This is a genomic window from Arthrobacter rhizophilus (assembly GCF_026241105.1).
In the GTDB taxonomy this organism is placed as follows: domain Bacteria; phylum Actinomycetota; class Actinomycetes; order Actinomycetales; family Micrococcaceae; genus Arthrobacter.
The window spans coordinates 17,071-36,387 of record NZ_JAPFFT010000019.1; the positions used below are offsets into that span (position 1 = coordinate 17,071).

The following is a 19,317-nucleotide window of genomic DNA, read 5'->3' on the forward strand; positions in this document are numbered from 1 at the left end:
CCAAGCCTCACCCGCAAGATAGATCCGACCAGGTATTAGTCCCGACAACAGAAGCCGAGTCTCACGGGAAGAAGAAAACCCGGCTGGACTTCAGAATACGTTCTGAAGTAGTGTTGGGGCATGAGCACAGCAACCAAATCCCGCACGTCGTTCCAGTCGTCCGAACTGAGCCGCGCCTCCGCTGATGTATTTGCGGCAGCAGCGGATCACCCGGTCCGGGTCACACGCCGCGACGGCGCACCCCTGGTGCTGATGTCGGAGAGCGTCGATGAGGCGCGTGCCGCACTGCTGGAACTAGCGGCCCAGCTTGTGGCTGTCACCACGAGCACGGAGGGAACCCTTGCCGATCGCATGAGCGATCGCTTTCCCTGGATGCTCGCCCTGAGCCCGGCAGACCGGTCGACCTGCGCCAGCGAGATCGTCGCGGCCGCGCGTGCATCCTTCGCCACCAAACAGGCCCACCTGGCCATTGCCGAACTCACCGCCTGGCGTGAGACGGCAACGGCCATCGCTGCCGGCCTCGGCAACGAGCCCGTCGAATGGCTTGATGACCTCTCCGAGGCCGTCGAGCGTCCCTGAGCGATGGGGAAAGGGGAAAAAGTAGAGCGGCCGAAGAAGAAGAGTGAATATGAGCTCAGGTTCGCTTCCGTCCAGGCGAAGCGAGGCTGGACAGACCTGAAGGCCACGATCAGGAATCCGCTGGTCGATGCGTGGGATTTTCTGACCAGGACACCTGAATTCGAAACACCCACAAACTACCGCCTGCGTGGCGAACTCGGTGTTGTGACACATGGAGGCTCTACCCATGACCGCTGGCAGCACAAGCCAACCCTCAAGGGTGATGCACGCATCTGGTTCTTCTTGGTGGATCAGTTGGTCTACCTGGAACAGGTTCACACGAGCCATCCCAACCAGACCAAGAAGTAGCGCCTTTCGGCAAAAAAGAAGCCCGATCAATCATGCTTCTATGCGATGAGCCGGTAAAGGATCCTCACCGGACCGGACACATTGCAGAGCGTTCCCCGAAGGGCTAGGCATGGAAACATGCGTGTTGGTGGCCCGTGCCAGCGGAGTCATCGGAAAGCACCTTGCACCGCTCGGCGCCACCCGTCCCGAGAAGACAGGTACCGACACCTCTTGTCATGGTCGTCTCCATGTTCGACTATCAGCTTGGACCCAGTATTGCCCGTTCTCTGCCTGGCGTGCACCGAATGTTTGGGGAGTCAGCATGCGAACGGAAGTACTTCCAACGGGGCGCTTTTCCTTGCCCCGGGCCCCCTAACGTGCAGGGCAGGCGTCAGACCTACCCGTCCGGGACACCCGGGACCATGCCGTCCCGGTGCACCGCGATCATCTGGGTCGCACTCATCCCCCTCAGATACCCCTCGGCCGCCTGCGGGGCGGTGATCCCCGCGTCGACCAACCTCATCAGGTCGCGCTCGCCCGGCAGAGCTGACAGCCCTTTCGCCGGCGAGGCCCAGGCCAAGACCTCCGCCCCGAATAGGATCAGGTACCGCTCAAAGTCGAGACCGCGCCTCTCGCCGTGGGCGGCGCGCGAGAGGCCGTTGGCAAGCCTCATCGTGCGCAGATCCCGCGGGATCTGCGCGGCGAAGTCGCCGCCGTGCCGCACGGCAAACCGGTAGACGCCCGTCTTAACCTCATTCGGGGTCGCCAGCCCGATCCCAAACCGTTCGATCCAGCCGCTGATGTCCTCGGCCAGGACCGGTTGATCTGCGCCCGATTTCAGGCTGGCCAGCAGCCAAGCGAGAGTACCTCGTCGTCCTCGGCGTCGAGGAACCGCGAGATGCCGATCTGGAGGATGTCCCGCGGATCGATCCTGCGCTCCTGCACGGCAGCCCAAACCGTCCGGTTCCCCCGAAGCAGCCGTGAACTCGAATTCGGCCTTGCGCCCTCCGCGCCTCGTGCGCTTGGCAAGGGCATCCACCAGGCTGTTGCTGTTAGGCAGCTCGCGGGCGTGCGTCTCCACGACGCGGCGGTGCACATGGTAGGACGGAGTGTCCGGGAACCTCCTGCCCGGGACGGAATCGCTGCCCATACCTCCGAGACTAAACCTTTCCCGCGTCGTCGGAGGTCCTCGGGACGGGAACCCAGAGGCCCTTAAGAGACATGGCCGACCACTCGCGTCCCCAGCCGAATCACCTACAGACAGCGAGGCAGACCCCCGTCTACCGATGACCTCCCCAAACCTAGCCGGCAGCCGTCAGCGGAAGCCCCAGCGGCGCCTGTTGGATCGGATCTGTCCGGAGTGTCTCCTATGTGGCGTAAGCGGGTGGGACCTCATATCGCGCCGCCCATGGGAGGAGTTTTGGGGCGGGGTGCGGCCCTTCGGATAACCAGTCGTTACTGATCTCGGTGGCCTTGGCGGCGTGCAGAACGAGCTGGGCAGCGAGGGCAGAGCCGGTGATTTTTGCGTAAGCGAGAGCGGTTTCCCCGATAGTCTCGGTGTGCTCGAGCAGCGGCAACAGATGCGCGGAGGTGATGTTGCTGAGCTCACCGACGCGCTCCCCATTAAGCCGGACTTCGACAAAGGGACGCTCGGCACCGTTCCTGAGAGTGCGGATCGCCTTATGGAGACTGACGAGAAGGAGTCCGACCCCTTCCGGTGGCACGTGGTTGAAAAGGAGGTCGAAATGGTCCTCTTCCTTGAGGACCTGGATCGCCGATCCCCACGGCACAAGAGTGGTGACGCCCGCCGCGGGCTCATTGAGCGGCGCGATCAGCTCCGGCTCAGGCAGCGCGACGGTGACCCGGGCCTGGAGCCGGTCACCGCCGTCGTACGCCCAGATGCGGGCCGACGCAGCCGTGGTGAGCCCGCTGGCAATGATTCTCCTGACAGGTTGCGCGTAGCGGACCGCGTCTTCACGACTGAGATAGCCCAGGACCTGATTCCGCCAACGGACGCTGATGGCATTCCGGTCATACGGGTTGTCGGGCTCGGCCACGAGTTCCACTTGAACGCCTTCAGCTTCACTGTCGCTCCCGGCAGCGACGGGTGCATTGCCTGCACGGAGCGTGGCTTTGATCGCCTGGCTGTAGGCGTGCTCGCCTACGACTTCGACGTTCGGCCATTCCGACCGGCCGAGCGACACCCGGTACAGCGGCTGGCTTGAGTAAGCGGGCCGGGTGACTGGCGAAATCGGCGTCTGCCCTTCAAACGCGACCTGCTGTGGCGCGGCGTGATTCGCGGGTGCCTCGATCCGGGCATCAGGAACTGCGATTCCTTGAACGGCACTGACCGGACTCCCCGCCCAGTTCGCGTCCTCCCACGCCTGCCGGCCACGGCGCCGCTTCCGCACCAGGAACATCAGCCCGACGATCCCCGCGGCCAGCAGGAACCCCACGGGTGAGGATACCGTCACCACCAGCACGAGCAGCCCGAACAAGGTCCACTGCGCCACCGTCCCGGCCTTCTCCAGCCCCGGCACGCCGCGGCCGCCGACGGTCAGCTTCGCCGGGTTCTGACCGACGCATTCCAGGACGCGTGCCGCCTGTCCCAAGGTCAGGTGCATCAGGCTCGGGCGCTTGCCAGTCGCGCGTGCCACGGCCGCGCGAACGAAGTCACGCTGGAACTTTGATGCCACGGCAGTCTCATCGGCAGCGAGGAGCCCCCGCCAGGCCTCGTCGCTGATGATCTGATGCACCACCTGACGGCGGGCCCGTTGAGACGCCCGGGCAACAGGATTCCGTGCCGGCCGCCGGTTCGAGCCGGTGGTCACATACGAGACGCCCGTTCCGGGGATCCTCACTGTGCTCGTCGTACGGCCTGTCGTGGATTTCGTAACCCGGAACGGGCCCGCCCCAACGCTCGCACTCACCCCGCGCTTGGACGCCGTGATCCTCACAGGCCCGAAACTCTTCGACTTGCGGTAACGGAACCCCAACTCGCACCCCCAGAATAGGCAAAACACGAGGAAGCCCTTGTCCCCGTAAGGGAGATTCTAAGCCCCAGGGAGTCGGAATGGGCTTGCATCCTGTCAAACACAGAAGAGCCGATCTCATGGCCCGGACCCGGGAAACCGGTTCGCCTCACTCGGCCCTCAAGCGCCGCAGAGGGTCGATCCGGTTGGTGCACCCGAGCTTGGCGTATGTGTGTTCGAGGTGCTTGGCGACCGTCCTTGGGCCAATGCCGAGCAGGTGACCTGTGGCGACGCCCGTGAGACCCCTGCCGAGAAGCTGGAGGATCTCGTGCTCCCTCGCCGTCAGTGAGTACGCCTCGGAACGGGACGCATCTTCAGGCACGTGCCTGTTGTGGCCGACACAGCCTCCCTTGAGGAACTAAGGCGGGAGGCGATGCGGCGGCTGGAGGGCTTCGACGGGCTCATCGTTCCCACGGCGCCTTTCCATCCCACATTGGCCGACGTCGCCGCAGATCCAGTCGGGGTCAACTCCCGCATGGGAACTTACACGAACTTCTGCAACCTCTTCGACCTCAGTGCCGTCGCCGTCCCCACGGGAAACGTGACCGATGACCAGGGCACTTCCCAATTCGGCCTGACGGTCGTGGCAAGGACCTTCGAGGACGGCGTTGCGGTGGACATCGCGCGAAGGATCCAGATCACTCCGGAATATCCGGAACTGTTCCCCGCCGGGGCGGCCGGAACCAAGTCATCCGCGCCCAAGGTTCCTTGGCCGGTTACTGCGGGAGCCGCCGTCTTGCCCTTGGTCGTCGGCGGCGCGCACCGCAAGGGGCAGCCGTTGGTGGCCGACCTTGAACGCCGCGGAGCCTTCTGGGATGGACCGGTGACCACGGCACCCTGTGCAGAATGGTCGCACTTGACACGACTCCCCCGAAGCCCGGACTTTGTCAGGTCCAAGCGGGGAGCGGAGCTTGTCGGGGAGCGGTGGCTCCTATCCGAGGCGGCTTTGGGGTCTTTCCTCTCTAACCTTCCCGAGCCCATGCTGCTGGGGTCCATCACGCTGAGCGACGGCAGCAAGGCAGTGGGCTTCGCTTGTGACGCCGAGGCCGCGGCCAGCGGGGGGACATCACGGAATACCGCGACTGGATTATGGCCCTGCGAGCTTTTGACCAACATGTCGAGTCGGTCAGACCGGTGGCCAAAAGTGGACCCCGGGTCTGGCGGGAAGTCGGACAGGCCCTCATCACCGGCTTGCAAAGAGGCCAAAAATAGCATGGTTCGACTCGGAGCGAGCCCCCAAACGCTCCACCAACTGCACCAGCGCAGCTACTTTTCCCGCTAACTGCGCTGGTGCCGTGGTCCATCAGGAAGCGACAGCCTGCGGCGTACTTCCGGCGAGTCGCAGCCAGGTATCAACGACGGTGTCGGGGTTCAGGGAGACGGAATGAATGCCTTCTTCTACCAGCCATTCGGCAAAGTCCGCGTGATCGCTGGGACCTTGGCCGCAAATGCCGACGTATTTGCCGCGGGCCTGGCAAGCTTTGATCGCCATGCTCAGTAGTTTCTTTACAGCTGGATTTCGTTCATCAAAGCCTCCGGAAACGATCGCCGAGTCCCGGTCCAGGCCCAAGGCCAGCTGCGTCATGTCATTGGAACCGATCGAGAATCCATCGAAGTAGTCAAGGAATTCGTCGGCGAGCAGGGCGTTGGACGGAACCTCGCACATCATGATGACCTCGAGGCCGTTGTCGCCGCGTTTGAGGCCGTTTTCGGCCAGGAGCTCAATGACGCCTTTGGCCTCGTCCAGGGTGCGCACGAAGGGGATCATCAACTTGACGTTCGTGAGCCCCATTTCGTTGCGGACAAAGGACAAAGCCTCGCACTCGAGATCGAAACAGTCCCGGAAGGAAGGCTCCAAGTATCGTGAGGCGCCGCGGAACCCGATCATCGGGTTCTCTTCGTGTGGTTCGTAAGCGGGTCCGCCAATCAAGTTAGCGTATTCGTTGGACTTGAAGTCGGACATCCGGACAATGACGGGTTCAGGTGCGAAGGCCGCCGCGATGGTGGAGACACCCTCTGCCAGGCGCTTGATGTAGTAGTCGCGGGGGCCATCGTATGCGGAGATCCGCTCCCGGATCTCCGCGGCGATGTCGGCAGGCTGGTCGACGAGGTTCAGCAACGCCTTGGGGTGGATGCCAATCTGCCGGTTGATGATGAATTCCAGGCGGGCAAGCCCTACCCCGTGGTTGGGCAGCTGCGCGAAGGTGAACGCCTGTTCCGGGGTGCCGACATTCATCATGACCTTCACCGGCGCTTCAGGCAGCTGGGTGATTTCCGTTTCCTCAACGCTGAAATCCAGGAGCCCTTCGTAGATCACGCCGGTCTCACCATCAGCACAGGAAACCGTCACCTCGAGGCCGTTGCTGAGTGCATCTGTGGCATACCCGGTACCGACGACGGCGGGTATGCCGAGTTCACGAGCGATGATGGCGGCGTGGCACGTGCGCCCGCCGCGGTTGGTCACGATGGCCGAGGCACGCTTCATGATCGGTTCCCAGTCCGGGTCGGTCATGTCGGCGACAAGGACGTCTCCGGTGTTGAAGGATGCCATTTCTTCGATCGCGGTAAGGATGCGGACACGGCCGGCGCCGATGCGCTGGCCGATGGCGCGGCCCTCAACCAGCACGCGACCGTCGCCGTTGAGCCGGAAACGGCTCAGGCTCCCCGAAGCACGCCGGGACTGCACGGTTTCCGGGCGTGCCTGAAGGATGTAAAGACCACCATCAATCCCGTCTTTTCCCCATTCGATGTCCATGGGGCGACCGTAGTGGTTTTCGATGGCGACGGCGTGCCGGGCAAGCTGCTCGACGTCGTGATCGCTGAGACTGAAGCGGTTCCGCAACTCGGCTTCCACCGGTACGAAGTCAACAGTGCGGCCGACTTCAGAAGAGTCCGTGTAGGTCATTTGGAGGGCTTTCTCCCCCAGACCGCGTTTGAGAACCGCAGGTCGGCCAGCCTGCAGCGCGGGTTTGTAAACGTAGAACTCATCCGGATTAACGGCACCCTGGACGACGGCCTCGCCCAGACCGTAGGAAGATGTGACGAAGACGGCGTCCTGGAAACCGGATTCGGTGTCCATGGTGAACATGACGCCGGAGGCGCCAATGTCCGAGCGCACCATGCGCTGAACGCCAGCCGACAGTGCCACGTCGGCATGTTCGAACTTGTGGTGAACGCGGTAGGCGATGGCCCGGTCGTTGTAGAGGGACGCGAACACGTCCTTGATCGCGAGCAGGATGTTCTCGATGCCACGAATGTTCAGGAAGGTTTCCTGCTGGCCGGCGAACGATGCATCCGGAAGGTCTTCCGCGGTGGCGCTGGAACGGACGGCCCAGGAGAGGTCCGTGGAACCGCCGTGCTTGTCCACCAGCTTCTGGTAGGAGTCCCGGATCTGCGCCTCAAAGTCCGGCAGGAACGGCGTCTCACGCATCATGGACCGGATGTCCTGTCCGGCAGAGGCAAGGGCTGTCACGTCGTCGGTGTCCAAGCCGACCAGCCGGTCGGCGATCTTCTGGTCCAGGCCGGAATCAGCCAAGAAATTGCGGTACGCATCCGCGGTCGTGGCGAATCCGTCCGGGACCTGGACCCCGGCTGAGGTCAGGTTCTGAACCATCTCACCGAGCGAGGCGTTCTTTCCGCCCACCCGGTCCAGGTCCTTGAGCCCGAGTTCGGAAAACCACAGGATGTCATTCGTCATAGTTACTGCTCCTTTGCAGTTGATGGCATGGGCGGCGGCACCCAGCCCGCACGGATGGCTGGAGGGTACATTTCCCTACACCATGGCAGGTTGCCAGTGTAGTTTCCACCAGATGTGGGCCGTGACACATAAGGGTTGTACACGCTTTTCTAATGTTTCAGATTCATTCGCTGAAGGATGGTAGCGGCCATTTCCTCCACGGACACCGTCGCGGAATTCAGGTATGGGATTCTGTGGGATACGTACAGTTGCTCGGCGCTGCGCAACTCGAAGCCGCACTGCCGGAGTGAAGCGTACGCTGAACCGCGACGCCGTTCGGTGCGGATCTGACTTAGACGCAGCGGGTTGGACGAGAGGCCGAAACACTTCTCAACGAATGGCCGAAGAGGCTTGGGGAGCCCCTCACGTTCAAAGTCTTCGTCCACCAGCGGGAAGTTCGCCGCGAATATGCCGTGCTGAAGAGCCAAGTACATGGTGGTCGGGGTCTTACCGCAACGCGACGGCGCAACCAGAATAACTTGGGCCTTTTCCAACGCCCGGAGGCTCTGCCCATCGTCGTGTTCCATGGCGTACTCCACCGCGGCCATCCGGGATTGATACCGCTCCGCGTTGCCCAAGCCGTGGGCCCTGCCGGGTTCGCCGCTGGCCAACGAACCGAGCGCGTCCTCCAACTGTCCGAGGTGAGCCCCGATAAGGTCGACGATGATTCCCTTGCACGTCGCCAAGACATGGCGAATATCGCTGCTGACCGCAGTCGAAAAGACGATCGGACGCAGGCCAGCATCGGCGAGCCCGTCGATGGTACCGGCCACGGTCCTGGCCTGCTCAACGGTCGTGATGAAGGGGACTGTGATGCGGTCAAAATTGTTCGCGGGGAACTGGGTCAACAGTGTGTTGCCGAGTGTTTCCGCGGTGATGCCTGTGCTGTCGGAAAGAAAATAGACAGGCCTGAGATCGTCATTGCTCATGAACGCATTCTTGCACCAAGGTGACGTCCCGTGCGGGCCCTCAGCATGGCAGAGGCGTCGAGACCCACTCATCCGGGCGCCCGGCCGCAGTCAGCTTGGCTTTGCTCCAAAGTCAGGTGGTAGAGCCCTGCAGGGTCGATGAACACATAGTCATCAGGAAGGCCGCAGCGCCGCCCTTGCAGCAGAAATAAAAAGCAGACTTAAGTGTGCACGCGGTACACGCCATCTTTGGTCGGACAAATTCAGACACGAGACCGGGGCCTCAGGCCAACAATTGAAGGGTGAATCCAGAAAAACTAAGAAAAGTTCGTACATGTCATGTCATCAAGACAGCCCCCGCCCATGAATAGGTAAGCGGCCAGCCAGGCCGCCACACCATCACCGATGGGAGACCCGAACAACCCACATCCCGGCAAGCGGAGGGCCCACCAGCCAGGAATCTGAACCCGCTACCCACACACCTTCATAGGCCACCGCGGCCGCCAGGCACCAGCCGCACCCCTAGCGTCAGAGGGACGCCCCCACAAGCTTTGTACACACGTTAAAGCAAAAACCCCCTCTGACGAGGGGGAATGTTGTGCCCGAGGTGGGACTCGAACCGCATTCCGGGCCTTGGAAACACTGGGAACTCCAGAAAACATAGGCAGTACGAGCCAGTCCGGCCGATGTACGGCCCAGTCCGAAGCCGAAAGTGTGTACGTTGTACACACCCCAATTCTCCCCCTGCAGGCTCCCCCGCCAACCGCACGTCAAAGAACCCCGAGCCGTCAGCTTTGGGACCCACTCGCAGCATCTACCGTCGAATCAGGTGTTTCTCGATCAGGATGGCGCTGCGCTGCAAATCGATGCGGCCGGCGGCCACGCCGACAACCAGGTCGATGCCCTCTTCAGCGTCGAAGTCGTGCCGGTAACCGTTGATCCAGAGCAGCAGGACCATCAGCGTCCAAGCGGTGCGCTTATTGCCGTCGATGAGAGGATGAAACCCGGCCAGGGACGCGAGCAGCGCCGCCGCCTTCATGGCCAGCTGGGGATAGGCTTCGGTGCCCATGACCGCCGTCGCGGGACGCACCAAGGCCAAAGCGAGCAGGCCGACGTCGCCCATCTGGAACCGGCACTTCCTGTTTACCGTGCCCGGACCTACTAAGCCGGTGTATGAATGGGGACAGCACGTCCGCGCCATCGATTCAAGGTAAGAGCGAGAGCGATTTCATCTTGTTCGGTCGTGCCGCCGGAAATCCCGACGTCCAACAAGTTGCCTCCGGGGAGTTCAATCGGTCCGCCTCCCTGAACTACACAAGGTGGCCTCCGGAGCACGCTGTGAGGTTGGACAAGGCTTGTCCCGGTTGTACCTTTCGCAGAGAGGGGTTCTTGCGGCGGCCCTGTCACCGGAAGAGCCGGGCGGCGGGTTCGTGCTCCTCACCACCGATCTCATTGTTCGCAAGTCTTGCGACTGCTCATCCTGGCGTACAGGTAGTTCTCCGGCAGTTTCTTCGCCGCCCGCAGAGCCCCAGCCTGAAGCCAGGTCCGCCGCCGCGGGCCAGCTGTGACGGACTTCGTCCTCGGTAGGCAGCGCCCACTGGGGCCCCAAGCGGGCTTTGGACCCTCGACATTCAAGGCGGACAGAGCAGAGCCTTCTGACCGTTCGTTTTTTGCCTTCCTGATTCTCATCGGAATATTGTCTGAGTGCACTCAGTTATGAGTGTAATCACTAGCCCGCGGCCGCAGCAGTAGGTCTTAGCGTCCACGGCAGCCGAACATCGGCTGGATGGCGGTGATGCTCTGAAACATCGAACGCAACAGGACTAACCGATGACCCTTTCTTCACTGTGGCAACCACTGACTCTTGGCCGCCTTGACCTAACCCATCGGCTGGCGCTGGCACCGATGACCCGAAGCCGTTCCAACCCGGATGGTACGCCGGGCGACTTGGCGGCCGAGTACTACGGGCAGCGCTCCTCATTGGGATTGATCATTACCGAGGGCACGCAGCCGTCGGCAGACGGACAGGGCTATGCAACACGCCGGGGATCTACACCCCCGAGCATGTCGAGGGCTGGCGAAGCGTCACCGAAACAGTGCACGCCCGGGGCGGGGCGGTGTTCATCCAGCTGATGCATGCGGGCCGCATGTCCCACCCGGACAACACTCCTCACCACCGTCAGCCCGTGGCACCCTCGGCGATCTCCGCCGACCAGGAAATATTCACGCCTTCCGGACCGCAAAAAGCTCCGACGCCACGTCAGCTGCGTGCGGAGGATATCCAGGCCACCGTGGCTGACTTCCGCCTCGCGGCAGCTTCTGCCATCGCGGCCGGCGCCGACGGAGTCGAAATCCATGGCGCAAACGGCTACCTGCTGCACCAGTTCCTTTCCCCCAATGCCAACCATCGCACCGACGCATACGGCGGATCAATGGAAAACCGGTCGAGGTTCGTGATCGAACTCGCCCAGGCTCTGGCCGAGGAAATCGGCGCGGACCGGGTGGGTATCCGCCTCTCCCCCGCCATGCCGTTGGGTGGAATCGACGAGGGCGACACCGGGAGCGTGCGCGCTCAGTACCGGCACCTGGTCGGCGAGCTCGCGAAACTGAACCTGGCGTACCTGCACCTTCACCACATGGGCGACGACGAACTGCTCCGCTCCCTCAGGGACATATGGCCGACGGCGGTGCTCGTGGTCCGCTACGGGCGAACCCGCGAACAGATTGCCGACGACGTCGAGTCCGGCCTGGCGGACGTCGCCCCACTGGGCCGTTTCGCACTGGCCAACCCCGACGTCGTTGAGCGCCTGCGCTCAAACGCACCCCTGAACGAGGTGGATCCCAGCACTCTCTACGGCGGCGGGGCAGCCGGGTACACCGACTACCCGGCCCTTGCCCACGCCTGATCCCCCCATCCAGGCCGACCGGCGCGGATGGAAATCAACACAAGAAAGTTCGTGAAATGCACTCACTCAATGGAGCAGTCGTCCTCGTCACCGGCGCAAACGGCGGCATCGGAACCCACTTCGTCCACGGCGCCCTCGCACGCGGCGCCAGCAAGGTCTACGCCACCGCCCGCACCCCCGCACCTGGGAGGACGAGCGCATCGTCCCCCTTACCCTCGACGTCACCGACCCGGACTCCATCAGGGCAGCAGTCGCAGCCGCCGGGGACGTCACGGTGCTGATCAACAACGCCGGAGCCTCCGTGGCAACCCCGGGCATCCTCACCCACACCGACGCCGAAATCCGGACCAATGTTGAGACGAACTTTTCGGCCCACTATTCCTCGCCCGCGCCTTCGCACCGATCCTGTCCGCGAAGGCCAAATCCGCAATCATCGACATCCACTCCGCCATGAGCTGGTACGCCGTCGGCGGCATCTACACCGCCACCAAGGCCGCCCTCTGGTCGGCCACCAACTCATTGCGCCTGGAGCTCGCTCCGGAAGGGGTACACGTGGTGGGCGTCCACGTCGGCTACGTCGACACGGCAATGGCAGCGAACGCCACCGACCCCAAGATGGACCCGGCCGATCTGGTCACCACGGTATTGGATGCCGTCGAAGCCGGCGAGTACGAGGTCCTCGCCGACGAGACATCCGTCCAGCTCAAAGCCGGACTCAGCGCCCCCATCGAAGCGCTCTACCCCCAACTGGCGCCCAGCAAGTCCTAGAAACAGCAGAAGCGCCGTGGTGATGAATCCAACTCATCACCACGGCGCTTTCCATTACCGCTTGACAATTAACTGAGTATACTCATAATTGATTGTAGTCACTTTAACCAGACGTCGCCCCACGGCGAAGTTACCGTCGCCACCGGCGCCAACTACAAGAACATCCACCCAGAAGGAGCATCGCGGCATGCGGGCATTCGTGATCAACAAGTACAAGGAACCGCTGCGCGAAGCCGAGGTTGCTGAACCCACCGTCGGCGACCGGGACGTGCTCGTGCAGGTGCATGCTGCCGGCCTGAACCAGCTGGACGAGAAGATCCGCCTGGGTGAGTTCAAACAGATCCTTCCCTACAAGCTCCAGTTGGTCCTGGGGAACGACGTCGCCGGCACCGTGCTGCGCGTCGGGGAAACGGTGAAGGGGTTCAAGCCCGGTGATGAGGTCTACGCCCGTCCCAACGAGGACCGTATCGGCACATTTGCTGAACGTATTGCCGTCGCGGAGGAAGACCTTGCGCTCAAGCCCGTCTCGGCCAGTATGGAGGAGGCCGGTTCGCTGCCGCTGTGGCTCTTACCGCATGGCAGGCCCTCGTCGAGCTGGGCAATGTGCAGCCAGGGCAGAAGGTTCTCATTCATGCCGGCGCAGGCGGAGTCGGTTCCATCGCCATCCAGCTGGCCAAGCATCTCGGCGCGACCGTTGCAACCACCGCCAGCAGCTCCAACGCCGGGTTCGTGCGGGACCTCGGCGCTGACATCGTCATCGACTACCGCACCCAGGACTTCGGGCAGCTCCTGAGCGGATACGATCTGGTACTGGACAGCCTCGGAGGGCAAAACCTGCAGAAATCACTGCGCATCCTCAAGCCCGGCGGGATGGCGATTGGGATCGCCGGCCCTCCCGATCCGGCATTCGCCCGCAAAGCAGGCCTCAACCCCATACTGCGCCTGGCGATCACCGGGCTCAGCAGCAAGATCCGGCGGCAAGCCAGGAAGCTCGGCGTCAGCTATGAGTTTCTCTTCATGCGAGCCAGCGGCGACCAACTACGTCAGATCAGCGCCCTCGTTGACGCCGGCGTGCTGCGCCCCATCGTAGGGAAGGTCTTCACCTTCGGCCAGGCTCCAGAGGCACTGCAATCCCTGGCCGCAGGGGGCTTCCGGGGCAAAGCAGTGCTCACCGTCACCAGCTGACCCGCCGCCAGCCACTATCCACGCCGAGAATCCAGGAGAACAACCGTCATGGACAACACCGACGCCCCAAACGACCCAGTAATCACCTCGTACGCGAAGGCACCTGCCAGCACCATCACCGCCGGAGGCGTCAGCTACGCCTACCGCGAGCTGGGGCCCAAGGGCGGCATCCCCGTCGTGTTCTTCGTGCACCTGGCAGCCACCCTTGATAACTGGGACCCCCGTATCATCGACCCCATTGCCAAGAACCGCCACGTCATCACCTTCGACCAGCCCGGCGTCGGCGCCTCCACCGGACGGGTTCCCGACAACATCGAGGCAATGGCCGACGACGCCTACACCTTCATCAAGGCCCTCGGTTTCGACAAGATAGATGTGTTCGCCTTCTCACTGGGCGGCATGATCGCCCAGGACCTGGCCCTCAAGCATCCAGACCTTGTCCGCAAGCTCGTCCTGACCGGAACCGGCCCGCGCGGCGGCAAGGACATCGACAAGGTCGTCGGCACCACCTACCGGGACATCCTCCGGGCAACCCTGACCCGGTCCGACCCCAAGGAATTCCTGTTCTTCAACCGCAACACCACCGGCAAACCCGCCGCGAAAGCCTTCATCAAACGCCTTCAGGAGCGCGCCATCGACCGTGACAAGCCAATCAGCACCCGCGCATTCCGAATGCAGCTGAAGGCAATCCAGGCGTTCGGCCGCTCGGCCCCGTCGGACCTGTCCACGCTCACGCACCCCACTCTTATCGCCAACGGCGACAACGACCGCATGGTGCCCTCCGTGCTCTCCGAAGACCTGCACCGGCGCATCAAGGGATCCGAACTGATCATCTACCCCGACTCCGGCCACGGCGGTATCTTCCAGCACCACCCCCGGTTCGCACCCGCCGTCGTCGAATTCCTTGCCCCCTGACCACCGCGCTCGCGACAAGAAGGCATCAATGGGCACCTCACCACCAACCACCGGACCGCACCTGGAAAAACATTTCACGTCCTCGGTCCTGCTATGGGTGCGCAGCGGCCAGTCCCGCCAAACGGGCATGGACTACTGGAAAGGCCCGCACTCCGGCATCATCGCCGCCACACCAGGGCTGGAGGAGTACCGGCAGATCCACCTCGCCGAACACAACCCCGGCCTATGGCCCGCAACCACAGGGGTGGAGACCACCATCCCCGCGGACCGGAAGATCGACGGCATAGCGGAAGTCACCTTCCAATCCGCGCTTTCGCCGCTCAAGGGGCGCAAGCAGACCGCCTTGGCCTATAAGGACGAGGTCAACGTATTCCGCCGCACCCTTCTCTACGCCGGTCCGCCGAACACTTCACACTGGTACGACGTCGCCTCCCCGGAAGAGACTGTCGGGGCTCGCGCGATCATTTACCTCCGCCGCCGCCCCGGTGTTCGCCCGTCCGACTTCCGGCGGCTCGTGAAGAAGAGGTTTATTCCTGCCCTGGCCGGCACTGGGATGCTGAAGGAACTGCGCACCCAATCATTCATGCCATGGATCAAGAAGACGTGGGACACCCCCAACGTCGCCCACGACAACCCGGCGGACCAACGCTTCCAAGCATCAATCATCCTGGGATTTGCCGACTCTGCAGCCCGTGCCACCTTCTTTGACAGCAGCGCGGTCCAGGATCTGTCCCACCAGCTGAAGCCAGTGGCCTCCGCCATCCATGCCTATGACGTCGAAGCAGCACTGACGTATGTCAAGCATGGCCGGATCCTCCCCCACCACCAACAGTAGCGGCACCGCGTGAGAGACCCGGTTCCCCCGCGTTCGTTATACTCATTATTGAGCCCAGTCAGTTTAATTCCGGAGGAACCCATGCCCGTCACGTCCCCGCCGCTCGGACGGCGCGAGCGGAACAAACAGCAGAAGCTGGACCGCATTACCGCCGCAGCCAGCGAGCTGTTCGCCGAATACGGGGTCGAGGACGTCACCACCCAGCAGATCGCCGACAAAGCCGACATCGGCACCGGAACCCTGTTTCTCTACGCCAAAACCAAGGGAGAGCTCCTCCTCCTGGTACAGAACGCCCACTACGCCGAAGCTCTCGAGCGGGGCCGGGCGGATGCTGAAACCATCCAGGATGCCCTGGGTGCGATGATGGCCATCGTGCGGCCGATCGTAGAGTGCAACCGCGTCCAGGTCGACAACGGGCGTACCTACCTGCGGGAAATGGTCTTCGGCGACCCCACGGAGCCACAGCACAGCGCTGCTCTATCCATCGTTGCGCAAACCGAGGAGGCCATCGCCGCCATCCTGGGCAGGGAAGAACCGGCCGGTGCCGGTGACGCCGCGACGGCGGCGCGCATTGTCTCCGCGATCATGTTTGTCAGCATGGCCGCAAGCGTAAACGCTGGATTGGAAACTGAAGCACTGGTGCAGGACATCAGGACACAAATCAGCCTGCTCATACCCCGCTGACGCGGCCGGCAAACTCGATCTGGACGGCAGCCACTCGTTACGTTTGCGGTCGAGGAGACAAACCTCCGCCAACGGCACAGCCGAGACAAACCCGAAACACTAAATCGAATGTTGCGGCTGAACGCTCATATTGGGCGCGGCCCTGCACACGGTGCGCGACTTCAAGGCGCTCAAATCCCTCTGCCGCTGCGCCGGAGAAAGTGCTCCTTCCCGGAGGAAGGCGGCGCGCTGGGTAGCAAGGGTGCCGCGGAAGCGCTGCGCATCGGTGATCTGTTGTGTGGCTTCTGCTGTGAGAGTCGTTGTCTTCTGCGGACGGTTGTGCGGGGGTGGGGGAACAACGGGGAGGGTGTCGCTAGACATGCGCAGCCGGCCGCGCCATCCGGCCCATGGCCTGCACCACCATCCGGCGGGGCAGGAACTTGGTGGCGATTGCCAGCAGCCGGCCATTGGTCACCACCGACGGCGGCGCGAAGCGACGGTCGAGCGTCGCGAGCGCCATCCGCACGACATGCTGCGGTGTCGCCCTGGCGGCGCCGTAGTCCGCGGACTGACTGCCAGCGGCGTCGAAAAACTCTGTCTGCATCGCACCGGGGCACACAGCGAGCACGCCGAGTTCGGAACCGCGGGCCTCCGCCCACAAGGACTCAGTGAAACTCAGCACGAACGCCTTGGTGGCCCCGTACACACTGAGATAGGGAGTCGGCTGGAGGCCGAGAAAGCTCGCGACATTGATGAGCACCCCGTGGCCCGTCTTCAGGGGCTCGAAGTACGCGCGGCTCAGGTCCACGAGGGAACTGACATTCAGAGCGATCATGCTTTGGAGACGCTCGGGGTCTTCATCGCCAAACTCGTCATGGGTGCCGAAGCCGGCGTTGTTGACCAGACTCGTCGCGTGGATCCCCCGCCCTTCGAGCTCTGCACGAAGGGTGCGGCCAGCGTCGGGTCGACCGAGATCGCGTGCGATGACGGTCACCTTGACCTGATGGGCGAGGGTGAGCTCCTGGGCAAGCGCCTCGAGACGGTCGGCCCGCCGGGCGACGAGGACAAGATCGGAGCCCCGGCTTGCCAACTGCCTGGCGAATTCGGCTCCGAGGCCGGAGCTTGCTCCGGTGACGATGGTGGTCTGCGTGGTGTAGTCGATTCTATTCATGGATACATCATATGCAGCATAATGCACTCAGTGCAATAGTCTGCCTCAAGTGCAGCCATGTACCATAGGTGCATGAAAGCTTCACCTCCTCCCCTTCGTCAGCAGACGCGCGCCGTCGTCCGCTCTCTCATTGCTCAGACCGCCATGGCGGTGTTCGCCGAAAAGGGCTACGACGAGACCACCGTGGAGGAGGTGGCCGCCGCCGCCGGCGTCTCCAGACGCACGCTGTTCAACTATTTCAAGAGCAAAGAGGACCTTGCGCTCAGCGGACTGGCAGAACAGGGGGAGAAGATCGCTGCGCGCTTCGCCTCCTCCCCTCCGGGTGAAGACATCTGGGAGTCCCTGAGTTCGGCCTTCCGCGTGCTTGAAGAGATCGAGACCACCTCTGAAAGAAGGCTTGAGATCGTCACCCTCCTCTTTGGCAGTGAATCACTGCGCGCCGGGCACGTGGAAAAGCAGTCGCGCTGGCAGGAACTGCTCGCGCCCCAGATCGAGGAGCGACTCCCCCTTTCGGACCACCGATCGCTCGAGGCGCGAGCGATCGCAGCAGCAGCCATCACATGCCTGCAAGCAGCCACCGAGGAATGGTCGCGCATAGGCGGGCGGGTCGACCTCTTTCACCTTTACGACGCTGCAGTCCAGGCGGTCCGCCGCGCACACTGACTGGTTATGCCCCGCGTGCAGCGCCCTCTGCCGATAACGTTGGTCGCCGCCGGGACTGTTGAAACATCCTTGCGATGGTTCACGTGCCCACTCAGAGAGCGGTGGGGTGCGGTGGTATCAATAAGGGGGACAGAGTGCGTTGGTTGTCTGGGATCCCACAACCCGATCCCTTCCGACCGGCCGACGAACTGAGTGTAGTGGATTATCCACATCTATAAAGGAGTACCGAAAAATGCCAACCATCGTTTACAAGCAATACGACGGAACAACCGCCGAAGTAGAAGTCTCTTCGGGCAAGCGCGTGATGCAGACCGCTCTGCAAAGAAGCCGCTGCGGCGACGAGAGATAGGAACAAACTGTAAGTTTTGAGCCATCCATGCTCAGCCAGGCGGGGATTCGACAAAGTAAGTGTTGAACGTATTGCGGGACTTCACCTACGCCAAAACAGTCGCTGGCTACATTTTAGAACGATGCGAATGCCTCGACAGTCATCTTGCCGTCTACACCGAGAAGCCTTGGGAAATTGGTGAGACGAGGTCCTCCTGGCCCAGACCGAGGCCAAACCCCAATGGTCCAGGGTTGAATGGGCGCAGCAACTGCTCCTTCATGCCTACACGCACTGCAGCACCCAACACTCCGCAGCATTGTTGACCACAGTCGGGTACATCAACTGGTGGGAAGGCCGAGGAAGCGAGGCCCACGAATTCGTGCAGCTCGCACTCGAAGCAGACCCCGCCTATCGTCTGGCACGGCTCAGTGCTTGCCATGTTGACTGACCCTTCACCGCAACACAGTAGAGTCGCGGCCGCGACGATGGCCACAGGGTCCGGCGCCTCACGGCAAGAGCAGGACGAGTTCGCTCTTTGAGAACCATCGCCGAGATGCGGCGGATCCTGCCTAGGCTGCCATGGCCCAGGGGATCACGCCGCTCGAGGTCCCCGAACGAGGCATAGTGGATCGCGACCTCCTGCCTCCGGGCTTCGCGCACGGGCGGGGCTCACGGTTCGGGCATCCCGATAGTGGGCGCTTCGCGAAGTGCGCAAATCTCGATCGCGCCCGGTATAACGAGTGCGGCCAGGCCTTCATCGAGTGGATCGGATCCGGCCCGACGAAGACGTGCTTCATCCCCAGCGCCAACTTCGCCCGACAGGCCCAGCTGCCGCCTGCGCAGCGCCACATCTACTACCGTTTGCGCGAAGCGGACGCCACAGACGTTCCGAAGCACCACTACTTCACGGGCAGCCAGTCCGCGGTCATCGGGATGGTCCTCCGAATGATCCGACGAAGCTAGACAACTTTCCGGCGCGGCGACGCAGCCACCCTGCGGGGTTTTATCGCACTTTCAGCATCCACACTTTCCCCCAAGACGCCCCGGGCGTGCCGAGGCTGGGTGAGTAGATGGCCAGCGGTGCTTCCTAGGAAAACTTCAAAGAGGCGGATCCCCGTGTGGGCGGCTAGCTGTTGACCGTAGGACGGCGTTGCTGAGGCAGAGTCCGGTTAGGCGGGCGGAATGGCGGGATATAACAGGAAAATTGTGAACTTTATCATTTAAGTTGACAAAATTAGCAGGTATGGCGTTATATAGATCACATACTCTTTGTTTTCCCGTCGGCACCAGAAGCCTTCCGC

16 protein-coding genes and 3 pseudogenes are annotated in these 19,317 nt (G+C 62.7%); 12 read left to right on the plus strand and 7 right to left on the minus strand.

Annotated features, from left to right (window positions below; genetic code table 11):
• The first annotated feature begins 120 nt into the window (after positions 1–120).
• Together OOZ51_RS15535 and OOZ51_RS15540 are read left to right on the plus strand one after the other, a co-directional pair.
• On the plus strand, positions 121–579 hold the full coding sequence (locus OOZ51_RS15535; RefSeq protein WP_265980690.1) for a prevent-host-death protein: 459 nt from the start codon (positions 121–123) through the stop codon (positions 577–579).
• Positions 580–582: 3 nt separating this feature from the next.
• Entirely contained in the window at positions 583–927 is a 345-nt protein-coding gene (locus OOZ51_RS15540; RefSeq protein WP_265980691.1) for a hypothetical protein, read from the plus strand.
• Between the two features lie 376 nt (positions 928–1,303).
• On the opposite strand, the gene OOZ51_RS15545 is transcribed toward OOZ51_RS15540, so the two are convergent.
• The 3 genes from OOZ51_RS15545 to OOZ51_RS15555 form a co-directional block, all read right to left on the minus strand.
• On the minus strand, positions 1,304–2,056 hold the full coding sequence (locus OOZ51_RS15545) for a hypothetical protein (RefSeq protein ID WP_265980692.1): 753 nt from the start codon (positions 2,054–2,056) through the stop codon (positions 1,304–1,306).
• Between the two features lie 217 nt (positions 2,057–2,273).
• Entirely contained in the window at positions 2,274–3,929 is a 1,656-nt protein-coding gene (locus OOZ51_RS15550; RefSeq protein ID WP_265980693.1) for a DUF4236 domain-containing protein, read from the minus strand.
• A gap of 118 nt (positions 3,930–4,047) precedes the next feature.
• Complete coding sequence (locus OOZ51_RS15555; protein ID WP_265980694.1) at positions 4,048–4,260, minus strand: response regulator transcription factor; 213 nt, start codon at positions 4,258–4,260, stop codon at positions 4,048–4,050.
• Positions 4,261–4,269: 9 nt separating this feature from the next.
• Here OOZ51_RS15555 and OOZ51_RS15560 point away from each other — a divergent pair, with 9 nt between their 5' ends.
• Complete coding sequence (locus OOZ51_RS15560) at positions 4,270–5,220, plus strand: allophanate hydrolase-related protein (RefSeq protein WP_265980695.1); 951 nt, start codon at positions 4,270–4,272, stop codon at positions 5,218–5,220.
• A 21-nt stretch (positions 5,221–5,241) separates the two neighbouring features.
• Here the strand turns inward: OOZ51_RS15560 and ppsA are convergent, their stop codons facing one another.
• From ppsA to OOZ51_RS15575, 3 genes are all read right to left on the minus strand, one after another.
• Entirely contained in the window at positions 5,242–7,635 is a 2,394-nt protein-coding gene (ppsA, locus tag OOZ51_RS15565; RefSeq protein ID WP_265980696.1) for a phosphoenolpyruvate synthase, read from the minus strand.
• Positions 7,636–7,784: 149 nt separating this feature from the next.
• Positions 7,785–8,603: a pyruvate, water dikinase regulatory protein gene (locus tag OOZ51_RS15570; protein WP_265980697.1), complete on the minus strand. Its 819-nt coding sequence runs from the start codon at positions 8,601–8,603 to the stop codon at positions 7,785–7,787.
• 793 nt (positions 8,604–9,396) lie between these two features.
• Positions 9,397–9,705, minus strand: a complete 309-nt coding sequence (locus OOZ51_RS15575) for a type II toxin-antitoxin system death-on-curing family toxin (protein WP_265980698.1) — start codon at positions 9,703–9,705, stop codon at positions 9,397–9,399.
• 707 nt (positions 9,706–10,412) lie between these two features.
• Here OOZ51_RS15575 and OOZ51_RS15580 point away from each other — a divergent pair.
• The 6 genes and pseudogenes from OOZ51_RS15580 (at position 10,413) to OOZ51_RS15605 (ending at position 15,875) form a co-directional block, all read left to right on the plus strand.
• Positions 10,413–11,488 (plus strand): annotated as a pseudogene (locus OOZ51_RS15580) (alkene reductase).
• Between the two features lie 56 nt (positions 11,489–11,544).
• Positions 11,545–12,256: pseudogene (locus OOZ51_RS15585) on the plus strand (SDR family oxidoreductase).
• A gap of 187 nt (positions 12,257–12,443) precedes the next feature.
• Positions 12,444–13,441: pseudogene (locus tag OOZ51_RS15590) on the plus strand (NADP-dependent oxidoreductase).
• Between the two features lie 48 nt (positions 13,442–13,489).
• The gene (locus OOZ51_RS15595) at positions 13,490–14,356 is read left to right on the plus strand and encodes an alpha/beta fold hydrolase (protein WP_265980699.1); all 867 of its coding nucleotides are present in this window, start codon (positions 13,490–13,492) and stop codon (positions 14,354–14,356) included.
• 28 nt (positions 14,357–14,384) lie between these two features.
• Complete coding sequence (locus OOZ51_RS15600) at positions 14,385–15,191, plus strand: strictosidine synthase (protein WP_265980700.1); 807 nt, start codon at positions 14,385–14,387, stop codon at positions 15,189–15,191.
• An 81-nt stretch (positions 15,192–15,272) separates the two neighbouring features.
• Positions 15,273–15,875, plus strand: a complete 603-nt coding sequence (locus tag OOZ51_RS15605; protein ID WP_265980701.1) for a TetR/AcrR family transcriptional regulator — start codon at positions 15,273–15,275, stop codon at positions 15,873–15,875.
• A gap of 352 nt (positions 15,876–16,227) precedes the next feature.
• On the opposite strand, the gene OOZ51_RS15610 is transcribed toward OOZ51_RS15605, so the two are convergent.
• Complete coding sequence (locus OOZ51_RS15610; protein WP_265980702.1) at positions 16,228–17,025, minus strand: SDR family NAD(P)-dependent oxidoreductase; 798 nt, start codon at positions 17,023–17,025, stop codon at positions 16,228–16,230.
• 72 nt (positions 17,026–17,097) lie between these two features.
• On the opposite strand from OOZ51_RS15610, the gene OOZ51_RS15615 reads away from it, so the two are divergent.
• The 3 genes from OOZ51_RS15615 (at position 17,098) to OOZ51_RS15625 (ending at position 18,979) form a co-directional block, all read left to right on the plus strand.
• Entirely contained in the window at positions 17,098–17,688 is a 591-nt protein-coding gene (locus OOZ51_RS15615; RefSeq protein WP_265980703.1) for a TetR/AcrR family transcriptional regulator, read from the plus strand.
• Positions 17,689–18,284: 596 nt separating this feature from the next.
• Positions 18,285–18,464 carry a DUF4192 family protein gene (locus OOZ51_RS15620; protein WP_265980750.1) on the plus strand — a complete coding sequence of 60 codons (180 nt, stop codon included), beginning with the start codon at positions 18,285–18,287 and terminating at the stop codon, positions 18,462–18,464.
• Positions 18,465–18,595: 131 nt separating this feature from the next.
• Positions 18,596–18,979 (plus strand): hypothetical protein, encoded by a 384-nt coding sequence (locus OOZ51_RS15625; protein WP_265980704.1) that lies wholly within the window; start codon positions 18,596–18,598, stop codon positions 18,977–18,979.
• Positions 18,980–19,317: the final 338 nt, after the last annotated feature.

Coding starts and splice junctions, on each gene's coding strand:
- OOZ51_RS15625 (WP_265980704.1), top strand. CDS start 18,596: ATGGCCCAGGGGATCACGCCGCTCGAGGTCCCCGAACGAGGCATAGTG.
- OOZ51_RS15540 (WP_265980691.1), top strand. CDS start 583: ATGGGGAAAGGGGAAAAAGTAGAGCGGCCGAAGAAGAAGAGTGAATAT.
- OOZ51_RS15610 (WP_265980702.1), bottom strand. CDS start 17,025: ATGAATAGAATCGACTACACCACGCAGACCACCATCGTCACCGGAGCA.
- OOZ51_RS15605 (WP_265980701.1), top strand. CDS start 15,273: ATGCCCGTCACGTCCCCGCCGCTCGGACGGCGCGAGCGGAACAAACAG.
- OOZ51_RS15600 (WP_265980700.1), top strand. CDS start 14,385: ATGGGCACCTCACCACCAACCACCGGACCGCACCTGGAAAAACATTTC.
- ppsA (WP_265980696.1), bottom strand. CDS start 7,635: ATGACGAATGACATCCTGTGGTTTTCCGAACTCGGGCTCAAGGACCTG.
- OOZ51_RS15545 (WP_265980692.1), bottom strand. CDS start 2,056: ATGGGCAGCGATTCCGTCCCGGGCAGGAGGTTCCCGGACACTCCGTCC.
- OOZ51_RS15575 (WP_265980698.1), bottom strand. CDS start 9,705: ATGGGCGACGTCGGCCTGCTCGCTTTGGCCTTGGTGCGTCCCGCGACG.
- OOZ51_RS15615 (WP_265980703.1), top strand. CDS start 17,098: ATGAAAGCTTCACCTCCTCCCCTTCGTCAGCAGACGCGCGCCGTCGTC.
- OOZ51_RS15535 (WP_265980690.1), top strand. CDS start 121: ATGAGCACAGCAACCAAATCCCGCACGTCGTTCCAGTCGTCCGAACTG.
- OOZ51_RS15595 (WP_265980699.1), top strand. CDS start 13,490: ATGGACAACACCGACGCCCCAAACGACCCAGTAATCACCTCGTACGCG.
- OOZ51_RS15570 (WP_265980697.1), bottom strand. CDS start 8,603: ATGAGCAATGACGATCTCAGGCCTGTCTATTTTCTTTCCGACAGCACA.